At 72.3% G+C, this 23,263-nt stretch carries 18 protein-coding genes and 1 tRNA gene; 10 read left to right on the forward strand and 9 right to left on the reverse strand.

What is annotated here, in order from left to right; genetic code table 11:
- Window positions 1-13: 13 nt before the first annotated feature.
- Both ACGF5G_RS19350 and hppD read right to left on the reverse strand, forming a co-directional pair.
- Window positions 14-739, reverse strand: coding sequence for an RDD family protein (locus ACGF5G_RS19350; protein WP_393264514.1), 726 nt, complete (start codon window positions 737-739; stop codon window positions 14-16).
- A gap of 11 nt (window positions 740-750) precedes the next feature.
- The gene (gene hppD, locus ACGF5G_RS19355) at window positions 751-1,956 is read right to left on the reverse strand and encodes a 4-hydroxyphenylpyruvate dioxygenase (RefSeq protein WP_393264515.1); all 1,206 of its coding nucleotides are present in this window, start codon (window positions 1,954-1,956) and stop codon (window positions 751-753) included.
- A gap of 158 nt (window positions 1,957-2,114) precedes the next feature.
- On the opposite strand from hppD, the gene ACGF5G_RS19360 reads away from it, so the two are divergent.
- From ACGF5G_RS19360 to ACGF5G_RS19370, 3 genes are all read left to right on the forward strand, one after another.
- Entirely contained in the window at window positions 2,115-2,603 is a 489-nt protein-coding gene (locus tag ACGF5G_RS19360) for an Lrp/AsnC family transcriptional regulator (protein ID WP_393264517.1), read from the forward strand.
- Window positions 2,604-2,731: 128 nt separating this feature from the next.
- A complete protein-coding gene (locus tag ACGF5G_RS19365; RefSeq protein WP_393264520.1) occupies window positions 2,732-4,165 on the forward strand; it encodes a PQQ-binding-like beta-propeller repeat protein in 1,434 nt (477 codons plus the stop codon).
- Between the two features lie 67 nt (window positions 4,166-4,232).
- Window positions 4,233-5,900, forward strand: a complete 1,668-nt coding sequence (locus ACGF5G_RS19370; protein WP_357702141.1) for a fumarate hydratase — start codon at window positions 4,233-4,235, stop codon at window positions 5,898-5,900.
- 51 nt (window positions 5,901-5,951) lie between these two features.
- On the opposite strand, the gene ACGF5G_RS19375 is transcribed toward ACGF5G_RS19370, so the two are convergent.
- The gene (locus ACGF5G_RS19375) at window positions 5,952-7,490 is read right to left on the reverse strand and encodes a hypothetical protein (protein ID WP_393264523.1); all 1,539 of its coding nucleotides are present in this window, start codon (window positions 7,488-7,490) and stop codon (window positions 5,952-5,954) included.
- 175 nt (window positions 7,491-7,665) lie between these two features.
- Here ACGF5G_RS19375 and ACGF5G_RS19380 point away from each other — a divergent pair, with 175 nt between their 5' ends.
- Window positions 7,666-9,075 carry a class II fumarate hydratase gene (locus ACGF5G_RS19380; protein WP_363700898.1) on the forward strand — a complete coding sequence of 470 codons (1,410 nt, stop codon included), beginning with the start codon at window positions 7,666-7,668 and terminating at the stop codon, window positions 9,073-9,075.
- Window positions 9,076-9,325: 250 nt separating this feature from the next.
- On the opposite strand, the gene ACGF5G_RS19385 is transcribed toward ACGF5G_RS19380, so the two are convergent.
- Window positions 9,326-9,871, reverse strand: coding sequence for a CGNR zinc finger domain-containing protein (locus tag ACGF5G_RS19385; protein ID WP_393264526.1), 546 nt, complete (start codon window positions 9,869-9,871; stop codon window positions 9,326-9,328).
- Window positions 9,872-9,947: 76 nt separating this feature from the next.
- Here ACGF5G_RS19385 and ACGF5G_RS19390 point away from each other — a divergent pair, with 76 nt between their 5' ends.
- The 3 genes from ACGF5G_RS19390 (at window position 9,948) to ACGF5G_RS19400 (ending at window position 14,730) form a co-directional block, all read left to right on the forward strand.
- The gene (locus ACGF5G_RS19390) at window positions 9,948-10,913 is read left to right on the forward strand and encodes a DMT family transporter (RefSeq protein ID WP_393264528.1); all 966 of its coding nucleotides are present in this window, start codon (window positions 9,948-9,950) and stop codon (window positions 10,911-10,913) included.
- A 137-nt stretch (window positions 10,914-11,050) separates the two neighbouring features.
- Window positions 11,051-12,757 carry a vanadium-dependent haloperoxidase gene (locus ACGF5G_RS19395; RefSeq protein WP_393264531.1) on the forward strand — a complete coding sequence of 569 codons (1,707 nt, stop codon included), beginning with the start codon at window positions 11,051-11,053 and terminating at the stop codon, window positions 12,755-12,757.
- A gap of 263 nt (window positions 12,758-13,020) precedes the next feature.
- Window positions 13,021-14,730 carry a vanadium-dependent haloperoxidase gene (locus ACGF5G_RS19400; protein ID WP_393264534.1) on the forward strand — a complete coding sequence of 570 codons (1,710 nt, stop codon included), beginning with the start codon at window positions 13,021-13,023 and terminating at the stop codon, window positions 14,728-14,730.
- Between the two features lie 61 nt (window positions 14,731-14,791).
- On the opposite strand, the gene ACGF5G_RS19405 is transcribed toward ACGF5G_RS19400, so the two are convergent.
- The 3 genes from ACGF5G_RS19405 to ACGF5G_RS19415 all read right to left on the reverse strand — a co-directional run bounded on the left by ACGF5G_RS19405 (window position 14,792) and on the right by ACGF5G_RS19415 (window position 17,614).
- Window positions 14,792-15,646 carry a BTAD domain-containing putative transcriptional regulator gene (locus ACGF5G_RS19405; protein ID WP_393264537.1) on the reverse strand — a complete coding sequence of 285 codons (855 nt, stop codon included), beginning with the start codon at window positions 15,644-15,646 and terminating at the stop codon, window positions 14,792-14,794.
- 199 nt (window positions 15,647-15,845) lie between these two features.
- Window positions 15,846-16,832: a hypothetical protein gene (locus ACGF5G_RS19410; RefSeq protein WP_393264539.1), complete on the reverse strand. Its 987-nt coding sequence runs from the start codon at window positions 16,830-16,832 to the stop codon at window positions 15,846-15,848.
- Window positions 16,833-16,966: 134 nt separating this feature from the next.
- Window positions 16,967-17,614, reverse strand: coding sequence for an IclR family transcriptional regulator (locus ACGF5G_RS19415; protein ID WP_393264542.1), 648 nt, complete (start codon window positions 17,612-17,614; stop codon window positions 16,967-16,969).
- Between the two features lie 63 nt (window positions 17,615-17,677).
- Here ACGF5G_RS19415 and cysS point away from each other — a divergent pair, with 63 nt between their 5' ends.
- Complete coding sequence (cysS, locus tag ACGF5G_RS19420) at window positions 17,678-19,093, forward strand: cysteine--tRNA ligase (RefSeq protein WP_393264544.1); 1,416 nt, start codon at window positions 17,678-17,680, stop codon at window positions 19,091-19,093.
- On the forward strand, window positions 19,093-20,226 hold the full coding sequence (rlmB, locus tag ACGF5G_RS19425) for a 23S rRNA (guanosine(2251)-2'-O)-methyltransferase RlmB (RefSeq protein ID WP_393264546.1): 1,134 nt from the start codon (window positions 19,093-19,095) through the stop codon (window positions 20,224-20,226). Before cysS ends, rlmB begins: the two co-directional genes overlap by 1 nt.
- A 75-nt stretch (window positions 20,227-20,301) precedes the next feature.
- Here rlmB and ACGF5G_RS19430 read toward each other — a convergent pair whose 3' ends face one another.
- On the reverse strand, window positions 20,302-21,393 hold the full coding sequence (locus ACGF5G_RS19430) for an ABC transporter ATP-binding protein (protein WP_393264549.1): 1,092 nt from the start codon (window positions 21,391-21,393) through the stop codon (window positions 20,302-20,304).
- 333 nt (window positions 21,394-21,726) lie between these two features.
- Between ACGF5G_RS19430 and ACGF5G_RS19435 the strand changes: the two genes are divergently transcribed.
- Window positions 21,727-21,803 (forward strand) — tRNA-Thr (locus ACGF5G_RS19435).
- Window positions 21,804-22,038: 235 nt separating this feature from the next.
- On the opposite strand, the gene ACGF5G_RS19440 is transcribed toward ACGF5G_RS19435, so the two are convergent.
- Window positions 22,039-23,247 (reverse strand): low temperature requirement protein A, encoded by a 1,209-nt coding sequence (locus ACGF5G_RS19440; RefSeq protein ID WP_393264551.1) that lies wholly within the window; start codon window positions 23,245-23,247, stop codon window positions 22,039-22,041.
- Window positions 23,248-23,263: the final 16 nt, after the last annotated feature.

Raw genomic sequence — 23,263 nt, forward strand, 5'->3', positions numbered from 1 at the left:
TCGCTGCGCTCGCTCACGCAGACACCTTAACGACGACGGTGCCGGCGAACTTGTCGTGGAGGCACTGCTGCCAGGGCTTGTCCCACAGTTGCCAGAGCCCGTCGAGGTAGCTGAGGCCGGGGAGGAACATCGCGGCGACGTGCTGCACGGCGTACCGCTTGCCGGCCATCCGCCGGTCCAGCGTGGCGGCCGGGTCGAGCGGCACGACCCGCAGCTTCATCACCCGCTTGCCGAAGGTCTGCCCCGTGCGCTTCATGTACTCCACGTGGTAGAGCCAGTAGAGCCCGAGCATCAGCACGAACAGGCCCAGTTCGAGCAGGAGTATCGGCAGCATGAAGTCGGTCATGAAGGACCCGGGGTCCGGCTCGACGAGGGTGCCGTCCGGGTTGGTCCGGGTCAGCTCGGTCATCATGTTCCACCAGAGCAGCAGGAACGCCGGCAGGAAGAGGACCATCGCCACCAGCGTGCTCAGCCCGACGTCGATCAGCGCGGCGAGCAGCCGGTCGGCGAAGCTGGCGAGCGGCTGACCGCCGGGCGCGAGCGTCGGGGTCGGGCGGGGCGGCCCGCCCCAGCCCGGGGGCGGCGGAACCCAGCCCGGCGGCGGGACGTGTCCGGGTGGGGCGTACTGCGGCGGCACCGCGTACCCCTGGCTGGTCGGGCCGGAGGGCGGCGCGAAGCCGCCGGCGGCGGGCGTGGGCCCACCGGCCGGCGGCGTCGGGTACGACGGAGGCTGCGTCACGCTCGACAGTGTTACAGGTTGCCGCGCTTCTCCTGCTCGCGCTCGATGGCCTCGAAGAGCGCCTTGAAGTTGCCCTTGCCGAAGCCGAGCGAGCCGTGCCGCTCGATCAGCTCGAAGAAGACGGTCGGGCGGTCCTGCACCGGCTTGGTGAAGATCTGCAACAGGTAGCCGTCCTCGTCCCGGTCCACCAGGATCTTGCGGGCCTTCAGCTCCTCGATCGGCACCCGCACCTGGCCGATCCGGGCGCGCAGCTCCGGGTCGTCGTAGTACGAGTCCGGGGTGTCCAGGAACTCGACGCCGGCGGCGCGCATCGCGTCGACGCTGGCCAGGATGTCGTTGGTGGCCACGGCGATGTGCTGGGCGCCCGGGCCCTGGTAGAACTCCAGGTACTCGTCGATCTGCGACTTCTTGCGGGCGATCGCCGGCTCGTTGAGCGGGAACTTCACCTTGCGGGTGCCGCTGGCGACGACCTTGCTCATCAGCGCCGAGTAGTCGGTGGCGATGTCGTCGCCGACGAACTCGGCCATGTTCGAGAAGCCCATGACGCGCTTGTAGAACTCGACCCACTCGTCCATCCGGCCGAGCTCGACGTTGCCGACCACGTGGTCGACGGCCTGGAAGAAGCGCTTCGGCTGGACGCCGGCGTCGATCATCGGCTGCCGGTCCACGATCGGCTTGCGGGCCACGAAGCCGGGCAGGAACGGGCCGGTGTAGCGGGACCGGTCGACCAGCGTGTGCCGGGTGTCGCCGTACGCGGCGATGGCGGCCAGCCGGACGGTGCCGTGCTCGTCGCTGACGTCGTGCGGCTCGACGAGGCCGGTCGCGCCCTGCGCGGTGGCGTGCGCGTACGCGGCGTCGACGTCCGGGACCTCCAGCGCGATGTCGGAGACGCCGTCGCTGTGCTTGGTCACGTGCTCGGCGCCGGGCGCGTCCGGGCGGACCGCGCCGGTCAGCACGAACCGGGCCGAGCCGCTGGTCAACACGTACTGGGCGTGGTCGCGGTAGCCCTGCTCCGGCCCCCGGTACGCCACGCACGTCATTCCGAACGCGGTGGAGTAGTAGTGCGCCGCCTGCTTGGCGTTGCCCACCAGGAAGTGCACGTGGTCGAGGCCCTTGACGGGGAACGGGTCGCGGCTGATGTCGTGGTCGACGGCGCCGACGAGCACGTCGATGTCGACGTCGTCGGTCCCGTGGGGTCGGTCGATCGCCTGGGTCATCGCGGTCTCCCTCAAGTACCGGTCGGCCTCGTGGCCGCCGCCGTGGTCGGTGCGGGTGGTTCTGCTGTTTCTGTGGCGAGGATCGCGGTGACCCGGCGCACTGGGCAACTGTCGGCCAGGAAGCTGGTCAGCTTGCGCATTAAGTAGGGTGTTCAGTCATGAACACTGGTCAGTCTGTACAGCTCGACGCCCTCGACGCGCGGCTGATCGAACTGCTCGCCGAGGAGCCGCGGATCGGGGTCCTGGAGTGCTCCCGGCGCCTCGGGGTCGCCCGGGGCACCGTGCAGGCCCGGCTCGACAAGCTGGTCGAGCGGGGGGTCGTCGGCGGGTTCGGTCCGGAGATCTCCCCGGCGGCGATCGGGTTCGGGGTGACCAGCTTCGTCACGCTGGAGATCAGCCAGCGGCATGGGCACGACCTGGTGGCCGCGCACCTGGCCGCGATCCCGGAGGTGCTGGAGGCGCACACCATCACCGGCTCCAGCGACCTGCTCTGCCGGATCGTGGCCCGCTCGAACACCGACCTCCAGCGGGTGATCGACCAGATCGTCTCGTACGAGGGCATCCGCCGCGCCTCGACGATCATCGCGCTGGCCGAGCAGATCCCTTACCGCACCCTCCCCCTGGTCCGCTCCGCCGCCGAGAGGTAAGGAAGGGGCCCTTCCTATACAGAAAGCGATAACAGGGGGCCCTTCCTTACCGCACCCGCGCGGAGAAAGGGCGGCGACACGGCGGCGCGGGACGGCGGGAGCGCGGCGGTCGTCGCTACGGTGTGCGTGTGGCGAAGGCGGGCGGCCTCGGATGGCGTGGCGGGCTGCTGCTCGCGCTGATCGTGGTCGTCGCGCTCGCCGCGACCGGGGTGTGGAACCCGTTCCCCGGCGTGTGGGACTGGGTCGACCGCAGCGAGCCGATCTCCGAGCCGGACGTGGTCTGGCAGCAGCGGGTCGGCGGCACCCCGCGCAGCGTGACCATCGCGGGAAACACCGTGGTGGTCGAGCAGCGCACCCGGGTGGAGGCGCGCAGCCTCGCCACCGGCGACCAGCTGTGGGAGCGCAAGGCCGACTGGTCCGCGGTCGCCGGCGGCGACCGGGACGCGGTCGTCGTCGTGGGCAAGCTCCTGGTCAAGGGGTACGAGGTGCTCGACCCGACCACCGGCGCCACGCGGCGGCGCGACGGCGACGCGGTGGCCGTCTGGACGTACCGCAACCTGCTGCTCGACGCCCGCTGCGTCGACGCCACCGACTGCACGATCAGCGCCTGGGAGCCACGCGGCACCGCCCCGGTGTGGACGGCCTTCGTGCCCGGGGTGCGCAGCGGGCTGCTCGGCGACAACCCGGGGCTGCTCGGCACCCGCCGGCTCGACGCCGTCCGGATCGACGAGGAGGTGGCGGGGCCGGAGGCGGTGCCGCCGCTGCTCGGTTTCCCCATCGACGGCCGGGTGCACGTGCTCGACACCGCCACCGGGCGGGTGCTCCAGAACGTCGAGCCCGGCCGGGACGAGCGGCTGTCGGTGGTCGGCGGTCGGCTCCTGCGGATCACCGCCCGATCCCAGGACGGCACCTGCTACTTCGCCATCTCCGGCCGCGACCCGGCGACGGGCCGGGAGACCTGGCAGCGGGCCGGGCTCAACCTGCGCACCGCCGACAACGCCGGCTGCGTGCAGCGGGAGGACCCGCAGGGGGCGCGGAACGTGCTGATCGGCGTCGCCCCGGACGCCCGCGAGGCGGTCCTCGACGGGTACGACGGGCGGCTGCTGCTGGTGGCCGCCGCCGGGGAGCGGCTGCTCGCCGTCGACGACCGCCACGCCCTGGTCCGCCCGGCCGACAAGCGGGCGGTGGTCAGCCACGAGTTGGGCACCGGGCGGGTCCGGTGGACCCGTCCGGCCGGTGCGAAGGCGGGCGCTGCGCTCACTCCGTACGCGGCGGTGCTCGCCGACGAGAAGCCGTCCCGGCTGGTGGCGCTCGACCCGCGTACCGGGAGGGAGCTGGCGAGCCTGCGGACCGCGGCGAACGCGCTCGCGGTCGGCCCGAACGGCATGGTCATCGGCGAGGGACGGGAGATCGGGTACGTCCGCTTCGGCGGCGCGGCCGGCGCCCCGGCGGGCCCGGGCGACGGCGGCGTACCCGGTCCCGGCGGTGTCCCGGGCGGCACGGCGGGGGTTCCCGGGCCGGCGGACAGCTGCGGCCCGAAGCGGGAACTCTGCCCCGGGTGAGAGCGGCATCCCAGGACCGACCCGGCGGGTGCAACTGATCGACCCTTCTGCCCTAGGCTTTCCGCTCATGAGCAGTGCCGCCGCGTTCTCGTACGCTCCCTTGCTGCCGACCGGTCCGGACCAGACGGAATACCGCCTGGTCACCGACGAGGGCGTCGACGTCGTCAACGGCCCGGGAGGCCGCCGGTTCCTCACCGTGGAGCCGACGGCGCTCACCGCCCTCACCGCGGAGGCGATGCACGACATCGCGCACTTCCTGCGCCCCGCCCACCTGGCCCAGCTTCGGTCGATCATCGACGACCCGGCGGCCTCGCCGAACGACCGGTTCGTCGCGCTCGACCTGCTGCGCAACGCCAACATCGCGGCCGGCGGCGTCCTGCCCATGTGCCAGGACACCGGCACCGCGATCGTGATGGGCAAGCGCGGCCGGCACGTGCTTACCGACGGCAGCGACGCCGAGGCCGTCTCGCGCGGCGTCTACCAGGCGTACACCCGGCTCAACCTGCGCTACTCGCAGCTCGCCCCGCTCACCATGTGGGAGGAGCGCAACACCGGCAGCAACCTGCCGGCGCAGGTGGAGCTCTACGCCGAGGACCCGGACGGCCACCCCGACGCGTACAAGTTCCTCTTCATGGCCAAGGGCGGCGGCTCGGCCAACAAGTCGTACCTCTACCAGGAGACCAAGGCGCTGCTGAACCCGACGCGGATGATGCAGTTCCTGGAGGAGAAGCTGCGGCTGATCGGCACCTCGGCCTGCCCGCCCTACCACCTGGCCATCGTCATCGGCGGCACCTCCGCCGAGTACGCGCTGAAGACCGCCAAGTACGCCAGCGCCAAGTACCTCGACGCGCTGCCCACCTCCGGCTCGATGACCGCGCACGGCTTCCGGGACCTGGAGCTGGAGGCGGAGGTGCTGGAGCTGACCCGCAACTTCGGCATCGGCGCGCAGTTCGGCGGGCGCTACTTCTGCCACGACGTGCGGGTGGTCCGGCTGCCCCGGCACGGCGCCTCCTGCCCGGTGGCGATCGCCGTCTCCTGCTCCGCGGACCGGCAGGCGGTCGCCAAGATCACCCCGTCGGGCGTGTGGCTGGAGCGCCTCGAAACCGACCCGGCGCGGTACCTGCCCGACGTCACCGACGCGCAGCTCGACGCCGCCGAGGTGGTCCGGGTCGACCTGAACCGGCCGATGGACGAGATCCGCGCCGAGCTGTCGAAGTACCCGGTGAAGACCCGGCTGTCGTTGACCGGCCCGCTCGTGGTGGCCCGCGACATCGCGCACGCCAAGATCGCCGAGCGGCTGGACGCCGGCGAGCCCATGCCGCAGTACCTGCGCGACCACGCGGTCTACTACGCCGGCCCGGCCAAGACCCCGGAGGGCTACGCGTCCGGCTCGTTCGGCCCGACCACGGCCGGCCGGATGGACGCGTACGTGGAGAAGTTCCAGGCCGCCGGCGGTTCGCAGGTGATGCTCGCCAAGGGCAACCGGTCCGCCCAGGTCACCCGCTCCTGCCAGCAGCACGGCGGCTTCTACCTCGGCTCGATCGGCGGCCCCGCCGCCCGGCTCGCGCAGGACTGCATCAAGCACGTCGAGGTCCTGGAATACCCGGAGCTGGGCATGGAGGCGGTCTGGAAGATCGAGGTGGAGGACTTCCCGGCCTTCATCGTGGTCGACGACAAGGGCAACGACTTCTTCGCCGAGGTCACCAAGCCGGTGCTCACCGTCGGCCGCCGCTGACCCGTGGATGCCGTAGGGGCGTCGGGCGGTCAGCCCGGCGCCCCTACGTCGTCATGCCGCTTCCGGCACCCAGAAGGCCATCGATGCCTCGCCCGAGGGCAGCCCGTCCGCGGTCCTGCTGCGGACGTACAGGACGTACACGTCGGAGACCCCCGGCGTGATGGTGACCTGGGCGGTGCCGTCGGCATCGGCACGGACCGTGGTCTCCTCGCCCTCGTTGAGCCGGTACGTGTACTCGACCACGTTCTCCATGGTCGGAGCGAAGGTGAACCGACGCGGCGTACCGGCCGGCGCCTCCGGGTCCTCGTCCGTGATCGTCGGCGCGGTGTAGCGGACCCAGAATTCGTAGACGGTGTCCTCGGAGAAGTTCCCAGCCCGGTCGATGCTCTGCACGACGAGCCTGTTCGGCCCGTCCCGCTCGGGCGCGTAGCTCACTGTCGCCGACCGGCCCGATGCGTCCACTGGGACGAAGTGCCGGGCCGAACCGTATTCGCCGTAGTAGAAGCCCGTCAGGTCGTCGGCGTCGGCCGTGAAGGTGAAGCTGCCCGGGATGCCGGGGCCACCGGTGCCCGGCCCGCCGCTGTGCTCCGGGTAGTCGGCGGAGGAGACGGTCGGGGCGGCCGGCGCCACCGTGTCGACGGTGAACCGGCACTCCGGCGACCAGTCCGAGCTGTCGTGCCGGTCGGACGCCCGCACCGAGAAGGCGTAGGTGTTCCCGTGGGTGAGCTGGCCCCGCGGGAGTTGGTACACGTACTGGTGCGGGGCGACCACACCGTCGAGGGTCGCCTCCGTCCGCTCCGCCGGCCGGTCGACCGGCCACCAGGCGAAGGTCGCGGCCACCTGGTCGTGGCCCCCGGTCTCGTTGACGTCGGGGTCGGAGACGCGCGCCCGGAGCGCCGGCCCGGTGTTGCGGATCGTCAGCGGGTTGTCGCACGCCGTGCCGTCGACGGTGAGCTGGTCGGGAACGTTCGGCGGTGTGTTGTGGTCCAGGGAGATGCCGACACTCCTGATCCGGCGGCCGTAGTGCTTGTTCCCCTCGTGGTCGCCGGCGATCCGGGCCATCAGCGTGAGCTGGTTCTGCCCGTCCGCCACCGCCTGGCGCACCGCCTCCGTGATCATCACCCCGATGAAGCTGCTCCCGCAGGGCAGGTTGGGATAGGTGATGTCCGCCACCTTCTCCCGTACCGCTGGGGCGGTGTTCCATGTCGGGGCGCTGGCGGGCGGGTCGGTCCGCCACAGCTCGATCTCGCGCGGCTTGTCGCAGTCGTTGACGCTCGTCTCACCGGTGATCGCGCGGGCCGAGATGACCCGCTGCCCCTGGTAGGGCGTCAGGTCGAAGGTGAAGTACGCCCGGGCGGTGTGCATCTCCCCGTCGGCCACCCAACTACCCACGGGCACCGTGTCGTCCGAAGGGGAGAAGGACCCGGCCGGCTGCTGGGCGTCGGTCCACGTGACGCTGGTTGGGGTGACGTAGTCGATCACGGCCGCCGCTGGCTGCCCGGTTACGGCCACCAGTCCGCCCGTGGCCAGTAGGAGAGCAGCCGCCGTCGTTGCCGCCCGGCGCGCCGAGCCCCCGTGTCGAATCGACATGAAACCTCCGAGTGAGGTGCGGAAAGTTGTTATGACCTTAGATTCGTCGGGCAAGGACGGCATCGAGATTTCGGGTCGTACGAGGAGGATCGAGTTGCGTCGCCGCGGCGTCGGGCTGCCGGCCCCGCACAGCGCCGGGCAGCTTTCCCTGCGGCCCGACGACCAGCGCGGCAGGATGGTACGCGTGACGACTCCAGAGGCGACGGGCTACCGGATCGAACGCGACTCGATGGGCGAGGTGGAGGTGCCCGCCGAGGCGTTGTGGCGGGCGCAGACGCAGCGCGCGGTGCAGAACTTCCCGATCTCGGGCCGGGGCATCGAGCCGGCCCAGATCCGGGCGCTGGCCCAGATCAAGGGGGCGGCGGCCCAGGTCAACGGCGAGCTGGGCGTGATCGACGCGGACGTGGCCGCGGCGATCGCCGCCGCGGCGGCCCACGTGGCCGACGGCGGCTACGACGACCAGTTCCCGATCGACGTGTTCCAGACCGGCTCCGGCACGTCGTCGAACATGAACACCAACGAGGTCATCGCCACCCTGGCCAGCCGGGAGCTGGGCCGGGACGTGCACCCGAACGACGACGTGAACGCCTCGCAGTCCAGCAACGACGTCTTCCCGTCGTCGATCCACCTGGCCGCCACCGAGGCCGTCGCGCGGGACCTGCTGCCCGCGCTGGCCCACCTCGCGGAGGCGCTGGAGGGCAAGGCGGCGGAGTTCGAGACCGTGGTCAAGGCCGGGCGTACCCACCTGATGGACGCCACCCCGGTGACCCTAGGTCAGGAGTTCGGCGGGTACGCCGCCCAGGTGCGTTACGGCATCGAGCGGCTGGAGGGGGCGTTGCCCCGGCTGGCCGAGCTGCCGCTCGGCGGGACGGCGGTGGGCACCGGCATCAACACTCCGCTCGGCTTCGCCGCGAAGGTCATCGAGCGGCTGCGCGGCGCGACCGGGCTGCCGCTGACCGAGGCGCGTAACCACTTCGAGGCGCAGGGCGCCCGGGACGCCCTGGTGGAGACCTCGGGGCAGTTGCGCACGCTCGCCGTCGGCCTCTACAAGATCGCCAACGACATCCGCTGGATGGGCTCGGGTCCCCGGGCCGGCCTCCGCGAGCTGCGCATCCCCGACCTCCAACCCGGCTCGTCGATCATGCCGGGCAAGGTCAACCCGGTGGTCGCCGAGGCGATGCGGCAGGTCTGCGCCCAGGTGATCGGCAACGACGCCGCCGTCGGCTTCGCCGGTTCGCAGGGCGACTTCGAGCTGAACGTCATGCTCCCGGTGATGGGTCGCAACCTGCTGGAGTCGGTCCGGCTGCTCGCCGCGTCGAGCCGCCTCTTCGCCGACCGCCTGGTGGTCGGCCTGGTCGCGGACGCCGAGGTCTGTCTGGCGTACGCGGCGGGCTCGCCCTCGATCGTCACCCCGCTCAACCGCCACCTCGGGTACGACGAGGCCGCCTCGATCGCCAAGGAGGCGCTGGCCAAGCAGGTCTCGATCCGGGAGGTGGTCATCTCCCGGGGGCACGTCGACTCGGGCAAGCTGAGCGAAACCCAGCTCGACGAGGCGCTCGACCTGCTCCGGATGACCCACCCCTGAGCCCCGCCGTCGCCGGTCGGTTCAGCCCCGGTCGGTCGCGGGGGCCGCGTCAGTAGGCCGGGCGCTGTCGAGCTGCCCCGTCCACAGGACCGGGGTTCCGTCCCGCCTGCGGTCGCCCAGACGGGACAGTTCGACAGCGTGCGCCGAGGCGCGCCGGGTGTCGCGTCGCCGGCGAACCCCCGACCCCCGACCCCCGACCCTCGACCGCTGGGCCCGGCTCAGGGCCGCTTCAGGGCCGCTCGGGGCCGCGTCAGGGCCGGGGGCGGCCCTTGCGGGCCCGGTAGGCGGCGACGGCGGCGCGGTTGCCGCAGCCCGCGTCGCAGAACCGGCGGGAACGGTTCTTCGACAGGTCGACCAGCACGTTCGCGCAGTCGGGGTGGTCGCAGATCCGCAGCCGGCCCAGCTCGCCGTAGCGCACCAGGTCGGCCATCGCCATCGCCGCCTCCACGGCGATCCGGGTCGCCAGCGGCGCGTCGCGCGGCACGGCGTGGAAGTGGTACGGCTCGTCGTCGTGCGTGATGAGCTGCGGCAACGCGCGGTTCTCGCGGAGCAGCCCGTTGAGGATGGCGACCACCTCGTCGGTGTCGGCGTACCAGAGGCGGCGCAGCCGGGGGCGCAGGTCGCGTACCGACCGCAGTTCGGCCCCGGTGTGCTCGTGCCGCCCGGTGTAGCCGTGCGCGACGTAGAAGGCGTCCAGGGCGGCGATGTCAGGCAGCCCCTCGCCGTCCGGGCGGTCGGTGTTGACGAGTGCGGCGGCGGCGGTCAGGGAGCAGTCCGTGTCATGAGCGAAAGGCAACTTGACTCCTGTCGGGGTGCCGGCCTAGCGTCATGAGCATAGCGGCAGTTGACTCATGACAGCTAGGAGCGGACCGATGCGCCAACCACCCGCCGCCGGGCTCGGTCTCGGCCTCGCCCTGCTCTCCGCCGTCACGTTCGCCACGTCGGGCACGTTCGCCCGCTCCCTGATCGACGCGGGGTGGTCCGCCGAGGCCGCCGTGGCGGCCCGGGTCGGCATCGCCGCGCTGGTGGTGGCGATCCCCGCGGCGCTGTCCCTGCGGGGGAAGTGGGACGTGCTGCGGCGCAACCTCGCCGCGATCGGCGTGTTCGGGCTGCTCGGGGTCGCCACCGCGCAGGTCTGCTTCTTCAACGCGGTCCGCTACCTGCCGGTCGGCGTCGCGCTGCTGCTGGAGTACCTCGGCATCATCCTGGTCGTGGGCTGGATGTGGCTGGTCCACGGGCACCGCCCCCGCCGGTTGACCGTGGCCGGCTCGGTGGCGGCGATCGCCGGCCTGTTCTTCGTCCTCGACCTGACCGGCGCGACCGGGCTCGACCCGGTGGGTGTGCTGTGGGGGCTGGCGGCGGCCGTCGGCCTCGCCGGCTACTTCGTGCTCGCGGGCCGGGTCGACGCGGGCCTGCCCTCGGTGGCCATGGCCAGCGGCGGCATGGCCGTCGGCGCGGCCGTCCTGTTGCTGCTCGGGGCGGTCGGGGCGCTGCCGTTGCGGGCCACCTTCGGCGAGGTCACCTTCGCGGGGCAGCGCACCAGCTGGCTGCTCCCGATCGTCGGCCTGTCGCTGGTCGCCGCCGTGGTCGCGTACCTCGCCGGGATCGCCGGGACCCGCATCCTCGGGGCCCGCCTGTCGTCGTTCGTCGGGCTGACCGAGGTGATGTTCGCCGTCCTCATCGCCTGGCTGGTGCTGGGCGAGCTGCCGACCGTCGTCCAGCTCTTCGGCGGCGCCCTGATCGTCGCCGGCGTCGCGCTGGTGCGTGTCGACGAGCTGCGCGCGCCCCGGCCCGAGGAACGCCCGGAGCCGCGCCCCGCCGAGCCCGCCCTTCCGTGAGACCGTCGGGTCGAGCGACTCTGGTCGGCGCCCAGTGGAGCCGTAGCGCCTGCGTAGTCGCCGGATAGCAGGCCGGCCCAGGCTTCGAGCGGATCACGGAGTGCCCGTGACCGTTCGAGGCTTCGACAGGGAGTCCTATGGGCTGGTTCAGGCAGACCCGACGCTGGGGGGCGGTGGCCGTCGCCACCGCCAGCGTCGGCACCGCCGCCGTCATCGTTCCCGCCAGTCCGGCGCAGGCCGCCGGGCCGGCCGACCACGTCCTCTACTGGAACCAGGTGCTCGTCGACACGTTCCGGCTGGCGAGCGGCATGACCCCCGGTCCGGCCACCGCCGCGCCGGGCCCGCTCTCCCGCAGCGGCGCGATGGTGCACGGAGCGATCTACGACGCGGCGAACTCGGTGCTCTGCGTGTCGGGGACCCTCCAGTGCCTGGGCACGCCCTACCGGATCCAGGTGCCGCGGACGATCGGCGTCAAGCCCGACCTGGCCACCGCGATCGACTACGCCGCCTACGACGTGCTGCGCACCCTCTACCCGACGCTGAACTTCGACGACGAGCTGGCGACCGCCCAGGAGGGCATCGCGGCGTCGCCGTCCCGTACGGACGGCCAGCGGATGGGTTCCGCCGCCGCCCAGGCGATGATCGACTTTCGGGCTGACGACGGCTCCACGGACACGACCGCCTACACGTACAGCGAGACCGCGGGCGCGTGGCGTCCGACGCAGGGCAAGCCCGCGGTCACCCCGAACTGGGGCCGCGTCAAGCCGTTCGCGCTCACCTCCGGCTCGCAGTTCCGGCCCGGTCCGCCGCTCGGCATCCCGGACATCGGCGCCCTGCTCGCCAGCGAGGGCTACGCCGCCCAGGTCGACGAGGTCCGCCGCCTCGGCCGCCACGACAGCACCGAGCGGACGCCGGGCCAAACCCGCCAGGCCTTCTTCTGGGCCAACGACCTGCCCGGCGGTTACCTGCCTCCGGGCCAGCTCTTCGAGCACACCCAGATCATGGCGACGCAGGGGAAGCTGACCCAGGCCGGTAACGCGAAGCTCTTCGCGCTGGTCGCCTTCGCGATGGCGGACGCGGCCATCACGGCGTGGGACGCCAAGTACCAGACGGGCATCGACCTGTGGCGCCCGGAGACGGCGATCCAGGAGCCCCAGTCGGACGGCAACAGCGCGACGGTGCCGGACTCGACCTGGCAGCCGCTCTCGGTGGACGGCGGGGTCCGCTTCTCCCCGTCATTCCCGGCGTACACCTCCGGTCACGCCACCTTCGCCGGCGCCTGGGCGGGTGCGATGCGGAGCTTCTTCGGTTCCGACAACTTCCGGTTCAACGCCACCACCGAGGACCCGAACTCCGCGCCCGACGAGGTGCGCTGGTTCACCACCTTCGCCGCCGCCGCCACCGAGAACGCCCGCAGCCGGGTCTACCTCGGCGTGCACTACCAGTTCGACGCGGACGCCGGGCTCTCCTCCGGCACCTCGGTGGCCAACCACGTCACCGCCAACTACCTGCGGCCGACCGCCACGTACGAGTTCGACGGCTTCTACCTCGGCGGGAGCGGGCCGCTCACCTCGGTCCAGAACCACACGCCCGGCGCACACACGATCAGCTTCGGCCTCCGCTCCGGCAGCACGCTGATCGCCGACCCGGGGGCGATCGTGGGCACCTCGTGGAACGGCTGGACGGGCCCCAGCTCCGTCGGCACCCCGACCTTCAACGCCACCACCAGCCGGTTCGAGATCCCGGTGACCACGTGGCCGGCCTGCGCGGGCAAGACCTGGACCCTCACTGTCCTGCTCCGCGACGGTACGAGCCACCCCATCAGCTACAGCTGCGCCGCCTGACGCCACCGGCGCCTCGAGGCTGGCGTGACCGCCCCGGTCACGCCAGCCTCCGTGCGGTGCCCACGGTGTGCCGGACGGCTCCCGTGCGTGCACCGTCCCGGCGGTCCGCCGCCCGAGGTGCGGGTGGCGATGCCGGCCGGCCGACCACGTCACGTTGCCGGTCGGTAGCCGCAGCGTAGCGGGGGCGTAGCGGACCGGTCGACGCTCTCGGTGGCCGTGGACATCATCAGCGGCCGATACAGGTATCTCATCGAGGAGTCGCATTGGGCTGGCTTCGTACGTCCCCTCGCCGCTGGAGCGCGCTGGCGCTCACGGCCGTCAGTCTCGGCACCGTCGCCGCGGTGGCGCCCACCGCCCCCGCGTCGGCAGCCGGTCCCGCCGACCACGTCCTCTACTGGAACGACGTCCTGCTCCGCACATACCGCCAGGTGGGCGGTGCTCCCGGGCCGTTGGCCCGCGCCGGGGCGATGGTGCACGGCGCGATCTACGACGCCGCCAACTCGGCGCTCTGCGCCACCGGAACCGACCGCTGCCTGGGCCAGCAGTACCGGATCAAGGTCGCCCCGACCGCCGGGGTCATCCCGGACCTGGCGACCGCGATCGACTACGCGGCGTACGACACGCTGCGCAGCGTCTACCCGGGCATCAACTTCGACGCCGACCTGGCGGCCGCGCAGGAGGGCATCGTCAGCTCCCCCGCCCGCAGCGACGGTCAGCGCATGGGCTCGGCCAGCGCGCAGGCGATGATCAGCTTCCGGGCCGGCGACGGGGCGCCGGACACCTCGACGTACGCCGACGGCACGGTGCCGGGCCAGTGGCGCAGGACCGACACCGACCCCGGGCGGCAGGCCGCCACGCCGAACTGGGGGCTGGTCAAGCCGTTCGCGATGACCTCGAACACCCAGTTCCGGCCCGGTCCGCCGGCCGGTTTCGCCACCTACGAGAGCCTGCTCGGCAGCGACGCGTACGCGGCCCAGGTCAACGAGGTGAAGAGCCTCGGCGCGTACGACAGCACGGTCCGGACGGCAGACCAGACCCAGGCCGCCTGGTTCTGGGCCAACGACCTGGACGGCACGTACAAGCCGCCGGGCCAGCTCTTCGCGCACACCCGGATCGCGTCGCAGTCGGCCAAGCTCACCCAGGCGGGCAACGCCCGGCTCTTCGGGCTGGTCGGCATCGCGATGGGCGACGCCGCCATCGTGGCCTGGGACGCCAAGTACCAGACCACCGTCGACCTGTGGCGGCCGCAGAGCGCCATCACGCTGGCCGGCACCGACGGCAACCCGGCCACCGAGCCCGACGCCGACTGGAAGCCGCTCTCCATCGACGAGAACGGGCTCCGCTTCTCGCCCCCGTTCCCGGCCTACGCGTCCGGCCACGCCACCTTCGCCGGGGCGTGGGCGGGCGCGATGAGGGGCTTCTTCGGCACGGACGACTACCAGTTCACCGCCACGACCGACGACGACCAGGCAGAGGGCGTGACCCGCCGCTTCGCGAGCTTCGGCTCCGCTGCCACGGAGAACGCCCGCAGCCGGATCTACCTCGGCGTGCACTACCAGTTCGACGCGGACGCCGGGCTCTCCTCGGGCACCGCACTGGCCGACCACGTCGTGGCGAACGTCCTCCGGCCCGCCACGTCGTACACCTTCGACGGCTTCTACGCCCCCGGTGGCACCACGCCGCTGGGTCAGGTCGTCTACGCGGCACCGCCGCAGTCCTTCACGTTCGAGTTCGCGCTGCGGAATTCCGCCGGCCAGCTGGTGACCGACTCCGGGGCCGTGGTCGGGGTGAGCTGGCACGGCTACTTCGGCGGCACCCAGTCGTCGCTGGCGCTGCCGACGTTCAACGCGAGCAAGGGCCGCTTCGAGGTGTCGGCCTCGGCCAACCGGAGCTGCAGCGGACCGCAGCCGTTCTCGGTCCTGCTGCGCGACGGCTCCCGCCACACCATCACGGTGGACTGCGACGTGGTCTGAGCCGGTTCACTGGCGCTGGCGCGGCCGGGGGCTCCCGGCCGCGCCAGCGGCGCGTACGGCGTCAGTGGCTCAGCTCGCCGGTCTCCAACTGTCGGCGGATGTCCTGGAGCATCCGCTCGACCTCGGCGAGCCGGGAGAGGGTGCGGTCGAGCAGGTCGTCGCGTACGCCGGTGGGCGGGGCCGGATCGTCGCTGAGCAGCGCCCGGTAGGTCGCGGTCAGCTCCGGGCCCGGGTCGAGCCCCAACTCGTCGCGGAGCAGCGTGCGCGCCCGGTGGTAGCGGGCGATCGCCTCGCTGCGCCGCCCGGCGCGGTGCAGCGCGACCAGCAGGTGGCGCCAGAGCGGCTCGTGCAGGGGGTGCTGTTCCACCAGGCTGGTGAGTCTCGGGATCAGCTCGTGGTAGCGGCCCGCGCGCAGGTCGAGCCCCGTCAGCTCGGCCAGGACGCCGAGCCGCTCCTCGGCCAGCCGGGCCGCCTCGACCCGGGCGAAGGGGGCGTCGACGTCGCCCAGCGGCGGCCCGACGTGCAGCCCGAGCGCGGCCCGGTACGCCTCCGCGGCGGCGACCGGCTGACCGAGTGCGGCGAGCGTCCCGGCCCGACGGGCCAGTTCCCGGAACACCACCACGTCGATGGTGTCCGGGTCGGCCCGGAGCAGGTAGCCGGTGGCGTGTGTGCGGATCTCCACGTCCGGCAGGGCGAGCAGGCAGCGCCGGATCACCGAGATCTGGGCGTGCACCTGGGTCCGGACGGTCCGCGGCGGGGAGTCGCCCCACACCGCGTCGATGATCCGGTCCACCGGGACCAGCGCGCCCGGGTTGAGCAGCAGCAGGGCCAGCACCGCTCGTGGCCGCTTGCCGTGCAGGCGAAGCGGGCGACCGTTCGCCTCGATGGCGAGCGGGCCCAGCAGTTGGAACCTCATGTCGATCCGTCGTGCGACGGCGCAGACCACGGGCACCCCATCAGTCCTCCACCCCCGTATCGAGGAGAACGCGAAGCTGCCGCAACCATAGAAGTTGCACGATGCAATGACAATGCTGCGGAGAGTCGGATCTGTCACCCGGCACCCGACTGCCCACGGTGGTGCGGCCCGGCCACCCTGCCGGCACCGGGCACGTGGGTCAGTGCCGCCAGCCGCGGGCCGCCAGGGCGGCGCGGACCTCGACCAGCAACGCCGGGAACTCCTGGTGCAGGCGTCGGCCCGTCGCGTGCAGCACGAGCCAGCCCGCTCCGACGAGCTGGTCGGACCGGTGGCGGTCGAGCTGCGGGTGGTCGGTGCCGGCGTGCCGGCGTCCGGCGTACTCGAGGGCGACCCGGTGCCGAGGCCAGGCCAGCTGGGGGTGCAGGACGACTCCTGAGGCCAGGCGGACGGGGTGCCGGGTGACCGGGCGCGGCAGCCCGGCCAGCACCAGCCGGACCCGCAGCTGCGACTCGGCCGGCGACCCAGCTCCCGGATCAGCCAGGCCGAACACCCAGCGCGCCCGCCTGCCGCCGGGGCGGTCGGCGTTCCGGTCGGCGGTCTCGGCGAGCGCGTCGCGGCTGGTGAGGCCCTGTCTGAGCAGGGCGTCGACGATGCCGACTGCACGCAGCGGCTCCAACCAGACCGCCGACTCCCACGCCGCCGCGGCCGGTGCCGTCCTCGGCGGTGGCCCGGCGGTCATGGGCAGCGCCGGCGTCGTGCCGTCGGCCGGACCGGCGGACGGCTGGACCTGGTCCGGTGGCCGGCCGGCCACCGCCGCCGGTGCGGTCGGTGGCGTCGTGGCCGGTCCCACGGAGTGTGCGCGCAGACCACGCTGGGGGCCGACCCGGATCGTCCTCGGCAGGAGGACGTGGACGTCGTCGGTGAAGGTGGCGGCGTGCGCGACGCCGTGCAGGTACGCCGCCGAGGGGCCGGCCACCACCGCCTCGGGCGGCAGCCGCAGGGCGGCCGCCCGACACGCCAGGGCGTGGTCACGGTCGAGCCGGGCGTCGGCGTACACGTCGTGGCGGAGGCGGATCCAGGCGGAACTGCGCAGCTGGTGCTCGGTGACGAGACCTCGCCGGACCGCGTCGGAGCCGCGGAAGACCTGCCAGGCCAGGGCGCTGGGCCGGTGCGGTGAGGGTGGCATGTGGACCAGGGTGCCGACCATGCCGCCCGCCCCGGCGTCCCTGTGGACGAGCCGGCCCGCCCGCCCGGGAGCCTCCTGTGGACAACCGACACGACGGCCGGCGGATGTGGTAGTGGCGCTCGGTCGGCGGGTGGTCAGGAGAGGGCGGTGGCGATGGCGGTGGCGGCGGCGAGGACCTGGGCGCCGACCGCCTCGGTGTCCAGCGGCGCCAGCGCCACCACCCCGACGCTCGCCTCCAGCCCCGGCACCCCGAGCACCGGGGCGGCCACCCCGTACGCCCCGGACTGGAGCTCCCCGGCGGTGCTCACCGGGCCGGCGGCGCCCGCCCGGCCGGCGAGGATGGCCCGCCCGGCCGCCCCGCGCTCCAACGGGTGCCGTGCCCCCGTCCGATACGCGACGTGGAACGCCGTCCAGGTCGGCTCCACCACGACGAGCGCGACCCCCTCCCCGCCCTCGACGACGGTCAGGTGGGCGGTCGCGCCGGCCTGCTCCGCGAGGCGGCGCAGCGCGGGCAGCGCCCCCTCGGCCAGCAGCGGCTGGGCCCGCCGGGCCAGGTGCAGCACCCCGGCGCCGAGACGCAGCCGGCCCTCGCCGTCGCGGCGCAGCATCCCGTGCGCGGTCAGCGCGCCCACCAGCCGGTAGACCGCCGCCCGGCCGATGCCCAGCCGGTTCGCCGCCTCGGTGACGGTCAGCCCGCCCGGCGCGTCGGCGACCAGGTGCAGCAGCCGCAGCCCCCGGTCCAGCGTCTGCGCCGTCTCCCCGCCCCGCGCCGTCGTGTCCACGCCCAGCAGCGTACGACCCGGCTCCGGACGACCCGGGAAAGCGTGGACGGCTACCCTTGTACGGTGACGCTACGCCTGTATGACACCGCCACCCGATCGGTGCGGGACTTCGTCCCGCGGGAAGCCGGCAAGGTGGGGGTCTACCTGTGTGGTCTCACCCTCCAGGCCCCGCCGCACATCGGCCACCTTCGCTCCGGTGTCAACTACGACGTGCTGCGCCGCTGGCTGCTCGCCGCCGGCTACGAGGTCACCTTCATCCGCAACCTGACCGACATCGACGACAAGATCCTGGTCAAGGCGGTGGAGCGGGGGCGACCGTTCTGGTCGATCGCGTACGCCAACGAGCTGATCCTCACCGAGTCCTACCGGGCGCTCAACGTGCTGCCCCCGACCTACGAGCCGCGGGCCACCGGGCACATCCCGGAGATGCACGAGCTGATCGCCAAGCTGATCGCCGACGGGCACGCCTACCCGGCCACCGACGGCTCCGGCGACGTCTACTTCGACGTCTGCTCCTGGCCGGCGTACGGGTCGCTGTCCAACCAGTCACCCGCCGACATGCAGTCGGCAGGGGACGCTCCCGAACGGGGCAAGCGGGACCCGCGCGACTTCGCGCTCTGGAAGGGCGCCAAGCCCGACGAGCCGGCGGACGCCTACTGGCCGTCGCCGTGGGGGCGCGGCCGGCCGGGCTGGCACATCGAGTGCTCGGCGATGTGCTGGCGCTACCTCGGCGCCGAGTTCGACATCCACGGCGGCGGGCTGGACCTCACCTTCCCGCACCACGAGAACGAGATCGCCCAGTCGCAGGCGGCCGGGCTGCCGTTCGCCCGCTACTGGGTGCACCACGGGCTGCTCAGCATCGCCGGCGCCAAGATGGGCAAGTCGCTCGGCAACGCCCTCGACCTGGCGTACGTCGACTCGCTCGGGGTGCGCCCGGTGGAACTGCGCTACTACTACGCCGCCGCGCACTACCGCTCCCGCATCGACTACTCGGAGGACGCGCTACGCGAGGCGGCCGTCGCGTACCGCCGGATCGAGGGCTTCGTGCAGCGGGCCGCCGAGCGCGTCGGCGCCGGCCAGCTCGGCGAGCTGCCGGGTGCCTTCGCGGCGGCGATGGACGACGACCTGAACACCTCCGCCGCGCTCGCCGTCCTGCACGAGGTGGTCCGCGACGGCAACACCGCGCTGACCGGCGGCGACGGTGTGACCGTCCGCACGGCGCTGGCCGCCGCCCGCGCCATGCTGGATATCCTCGGGGTCGACCCCCTCGACCCGGCGTGGACCGGTGGCGGTCGCGCGGACGACCTGCGCGGCGTGGTGGACTCCCTGATCGCGCTGGCCCTGGAACAGCGCGCGCAGGCCCGCGGTCGCAAGGACTGGGCCGCCGCCGACGCGGTACGCGACCAGCTCAAGCAGGCCGGCGTGGTGGTCGAGGACACCCCCCAGGGCCCCCGTTGGACTATTGGAGAGCAGGACTGATGGCCGGCAACTCGCAGCGCCGTGGCCGGCGACTGACGCCGAAGGCGGGAGCCCCGAAGGGCTCTGGCGGCAAGAACAAGGACGCCCTCGCCGGGCGGGGCAGGACCCTGCCCGCCGACGAGCGGCCCTGGCACAAGGCCTACTCGGGCACCGAGAAGCTGCCCCAGCGCACCGCCTGGAAGCAGGACAAGGAGCGCCGGGCGGCGGCCGAGGAGGGGCGCGCCCCCAAGATCGGCCAGCCCGGCACCAAGGACACCACCTGGGGCAAGGGCGGCGGTCGTGGCACGCCGGCCGGCGGCGGGCGCGGCACCGCCGGCCGGGGCGCTCGCCCCGCCGGCCGTGGCGGTCCCCGGGTGGCCCCGGGCCGCAAGTCCAACCCGGCCAAGGACGCCCCGGAGCTGCTGGTCGGGCGGAACCCGGTGCTGGAGTCGCTGCGCGCCCAGGTGCCGGCGACCGCGCTCTACACCGCGCAGGGCATCGACATGGACGACCGGGTCAACGAGATCGTCCGGACGGCCGCCGACCGGGGCATCGCCATCCTGGAGATCAGCCGCGCCGAGCTGGACCGGATGACCGGCGGGGTGCTGCACCAGGGCATCGGGCTCCAGGTGCCGCCGTTCGCGTACGAGCCCTTCGAGGACCTCGTCGCGGCGGCGCTGGAGCAGACCGCCCCGCTGCTGGTGGCCTTGGACGGCGTGACCGACCCGCGCAACCTCGGCGCGGTGATCCGGTCCGCCGCCGCCTTCGGCGCGCAGGGTGTCTTCGTACCGGAGCGGCGGGCGGCCGGGATCACCGCGACCGCCTGGCGGACCAGCGCCGGCGCGGCCGCGCGGGTGCCCGTCGCCCAGGTCACCAACCTGACCCGGTCACTGAAGGCCTGCCAGGACGCCGGCTTCGTGGTGGTCGGCCTGGACGCCGACGGCGAGACCGACCTCTACGACCTGGAGGCCGCGGTCGGCCCACTGGTGGTCGTGGTCGGCTCCGAGGGTCGGGGGCTGTCCCGGCTGGTCGGCGAGACCTGCGACCTCACGGTGAGCATCCCGATGGTGTCCGACGTCGAGTCGCTCAACGCCAGCGTCGCCGCCGCGGTCACCCTCGCCGAGGTGGCCCGCCGCCGGGCCGCCGAGGGCTGAGCCCGCAGACACGGAACGGGCGGCCCGCCGGTGGCGGGCCGCCCGTTCTCGCTTACGTCAGCTCAGCGCCGTACGTCAGATGCGGTTGCCGGTGGCCGCGTTGAACACGTGGCTGCGGCCCTCGCGCGGCTTGACGAACACGGTGTCGCCCATCTTCGGCATGGTGCGCCGGTCGCTACGCACCACGAAGCGCTCGTTGTTGCCCTCCAGCGCGGCGTGGCCGTAGACGTTGGCGTCCGAGCCGAGATCCTCGACCAGCTCGACGACGACCGGCATGCCGCCCTCGGTCGGGCTGACCAGGTCGCAGTCCTCCGGCCGGAAGCCGACGGTCACCTTGCCCTCGCCGCCGTCGACGCGGGCCGCCTCGACCTGCTCACGGGTGAGCGGGATGGTCAGGTCGGCGAACGAGGCGCCCCGCTCGCTCAGCGGCACGGTCTTGATGTTCATGGCGGGGGAGCCCATGAAGCCAGCGACGAAGACGTTGGCCGGGGTGTCGTAGAGCGCCCGCGGGGTGTCCACCTGCTGGAGGACGCCGTCGAGCATGACCGCCACCCGGTGGCCCATGGTCATGGCCTCGACCTGGTCGTGGGTGACGTAGACGGTGGTGACACCCAGCTTCGCCACCAGCGACGCGATCTGCGTACGGGTCTGCACACGCAGCTTCGCGTCGAGGTTCGACAGCGGCTCGTCCATGAGGAAGACCTGCGGTTCGCGGACGATCGCCCGGCCCATGGCCACCCGCTGGCGCTGACCGCCGGAGAGGGCCTTCGGCTTGCGGCCCAGGAAATCCTCGAGCTGGAGCAGCCCCGCCGCCTCCTTGACCCGCCGGTCGATCTCGGCCTTGGAGGTCTTGCGCAGCTTCAGCGCGAACGCCATGTTCTCGTACACCGTCATGTGCGGGTAGAGGGCGTAGTTCTGGAAGACCATCGCGATGTCGCGGGCCTTCGGCGGCAGGTGGGTGACGTCCCGGTCGTCGATGTAGATCGAGCCCTGGTCGACGTCCTCCAGGCCGGCGAGCATGCGCAGGCTGGTGGACTTGCCGCAACCGGAGGGGCCGACCAGGACGAGGAACTCGCCGTCGCCGATCTCCAGGTCGAGCTGGTTGACGGCGGGACGCTCGGTGCCCGCGTAGATCCGGGACGCCTTGGCGTAGGTGACCGTAGCCATGGTCAGGTGCTTCCTTTCACCGGCAGGAACGTGCCGGACGATCCGAGTGGAAGGAGCGGCCGGCACGTGTGTGCACCGGCCCACGGGCGACGCGCCGATGATCGAGGTGTCATCCGTGTCACTGCACGGTAAACGGCTTTCCCCGGCATGCCAAGGCGCGGAGCATCGGATGGGACGGATGGCATACACATTCCGGGCACTCGGGCACGGGCGGACATCAATCGCCCCCGCTCTTTCGAGTGTCGGGCCGGCGCGTGGACGTTTCCGGTGCTCGCAGGGCCTGCCGAGCGGGAAATCCGGACGTCAGTCGCTATGCTGACGTCGGCACCACGCGCCCCTGTAGCTCAGCTGGCCAGAGCACTCGCCTTGTAAGCGAGATGTCGCCGGTTCGATCCCGGCCGGGGGCTCCAATTTCATCAGGCATACCTCGCCGGGCACTGTCGTGAGCCGGCCGGTTGACAGCAACGCTGACAGCAGCCGGGGTCACGACAGCCGCCCGTCGAGCTTCCCGAGCGCCTGACGCATCGCGTCGAGGTTGGCATGGCGTAGACCTTGAGGGTGATCTTCACGTCGGCGTGCCGGGCGATCGCTTGGACGACGTGCGGCGGGACGCCCAGCTCCTCACGTTCTCGCGCCGCAGTCAGTTCACGGTCGGTAGGAGAACATGTGGCCGGGTGCTGCTGGCTTGGGTACCCGCGGGAACAGCCGCCATGAGATCACGTTGGAGATGGCGACTCCGGTGAGTACGGCGGTGGCCGCGACGGCGACCAGGACCGGGGGGAGCAGGAGCGTCACGGGTGCCAGTACGGCAAGCGTTAGCAGTCCGATCGGTCGGGACCAGGAGACGTGGCTGAAGGTCACGTAGTCGAGCAGGGCCCGCCCGAACAGGAACACCGCAGGACCGCCGAGGATAACCAGGACCCAGGGCGGCTCGGTGTGACCGAGCGGGTGCGAGATGATCAGTTCGTCGCCGACGGCGGTGAGGCCGACGCCGGTGATCATGATGAGGTGCGCGTATGACGCGAGTCTGCCGACGTATGCCGGAGACGGTGCCGATGCGATCGCGACGGCCAGCAACTCGCCGGCCCGGTAGAAGTAGATCTGCCACAGCAGAACCGTGGTGGCGAACGACACCAGCAGCGCTACGGCTCGGTCCCGCTCGAGGCCGTACGGGCTTATCTGGATGCCGGAGATCAGAATCGCCTCGCCCAACGCGATGATGAGGAGCTGCCGGTAGCGCTCTGTGAGATGGTCTTCTTGGATCGGATGGGCTCGGAACCCGGCCCGGCCGAGTCGCGGCGTGGGGTAGTCGAGGACGCCCGCGATGTAGTCCAGGGCGACGGCCACGCTCCACCAGGCCAGTCGCGCTCCGCTCTGTGTGAAAACGCCGGCGATCCACGGCACCGCTGAGATGAGGGCCCAGAAGAGGTTCCGGACGCTGACCAGGCGTATCTCTTTGTTCGTGCCGATCAGAATGATCCAGAGCGGACGGATGATCTGGATCGTGACGTAGACCCCCGCGAAGAGGAAACCACTGTCGCCGTAGGCCCCGGGCACTGCGATGGCCATCAGCAGGCTGCCGAGCGTGGTGCCGATGACCAGTATCTGGATTGCTGGCCGGGTCGAGTCGTACCTGTTGGTCGCCCATACCAGCCGGTACCACACCCACCACAGCGCCAGCGTCAGTACGAATGTGGCGTAGCCACTTCGCAAGCTGAGGTCAGAGACCAGTCGGTCGGAGAGTCGGGTGAACGCGAACACGAAAACCACGTCGAACAGCAGCTCCACGAAGCCGGCCCGCTGGGACTGCTTGTACGTCCCCGGCTGCTCACCCGCCCTGCTCTCCATGGCCATGTGGTGACGCTACTTT

The sequence above is a fragment of the Micromonospora sp. NPDC047730 genome, assembly GCF_043204765.1.
Lineage (GTDB): Bacteria > Actinomycetota > Actinomycetes > Mycobacteriales > Micromonosporaceae > Micromonospora.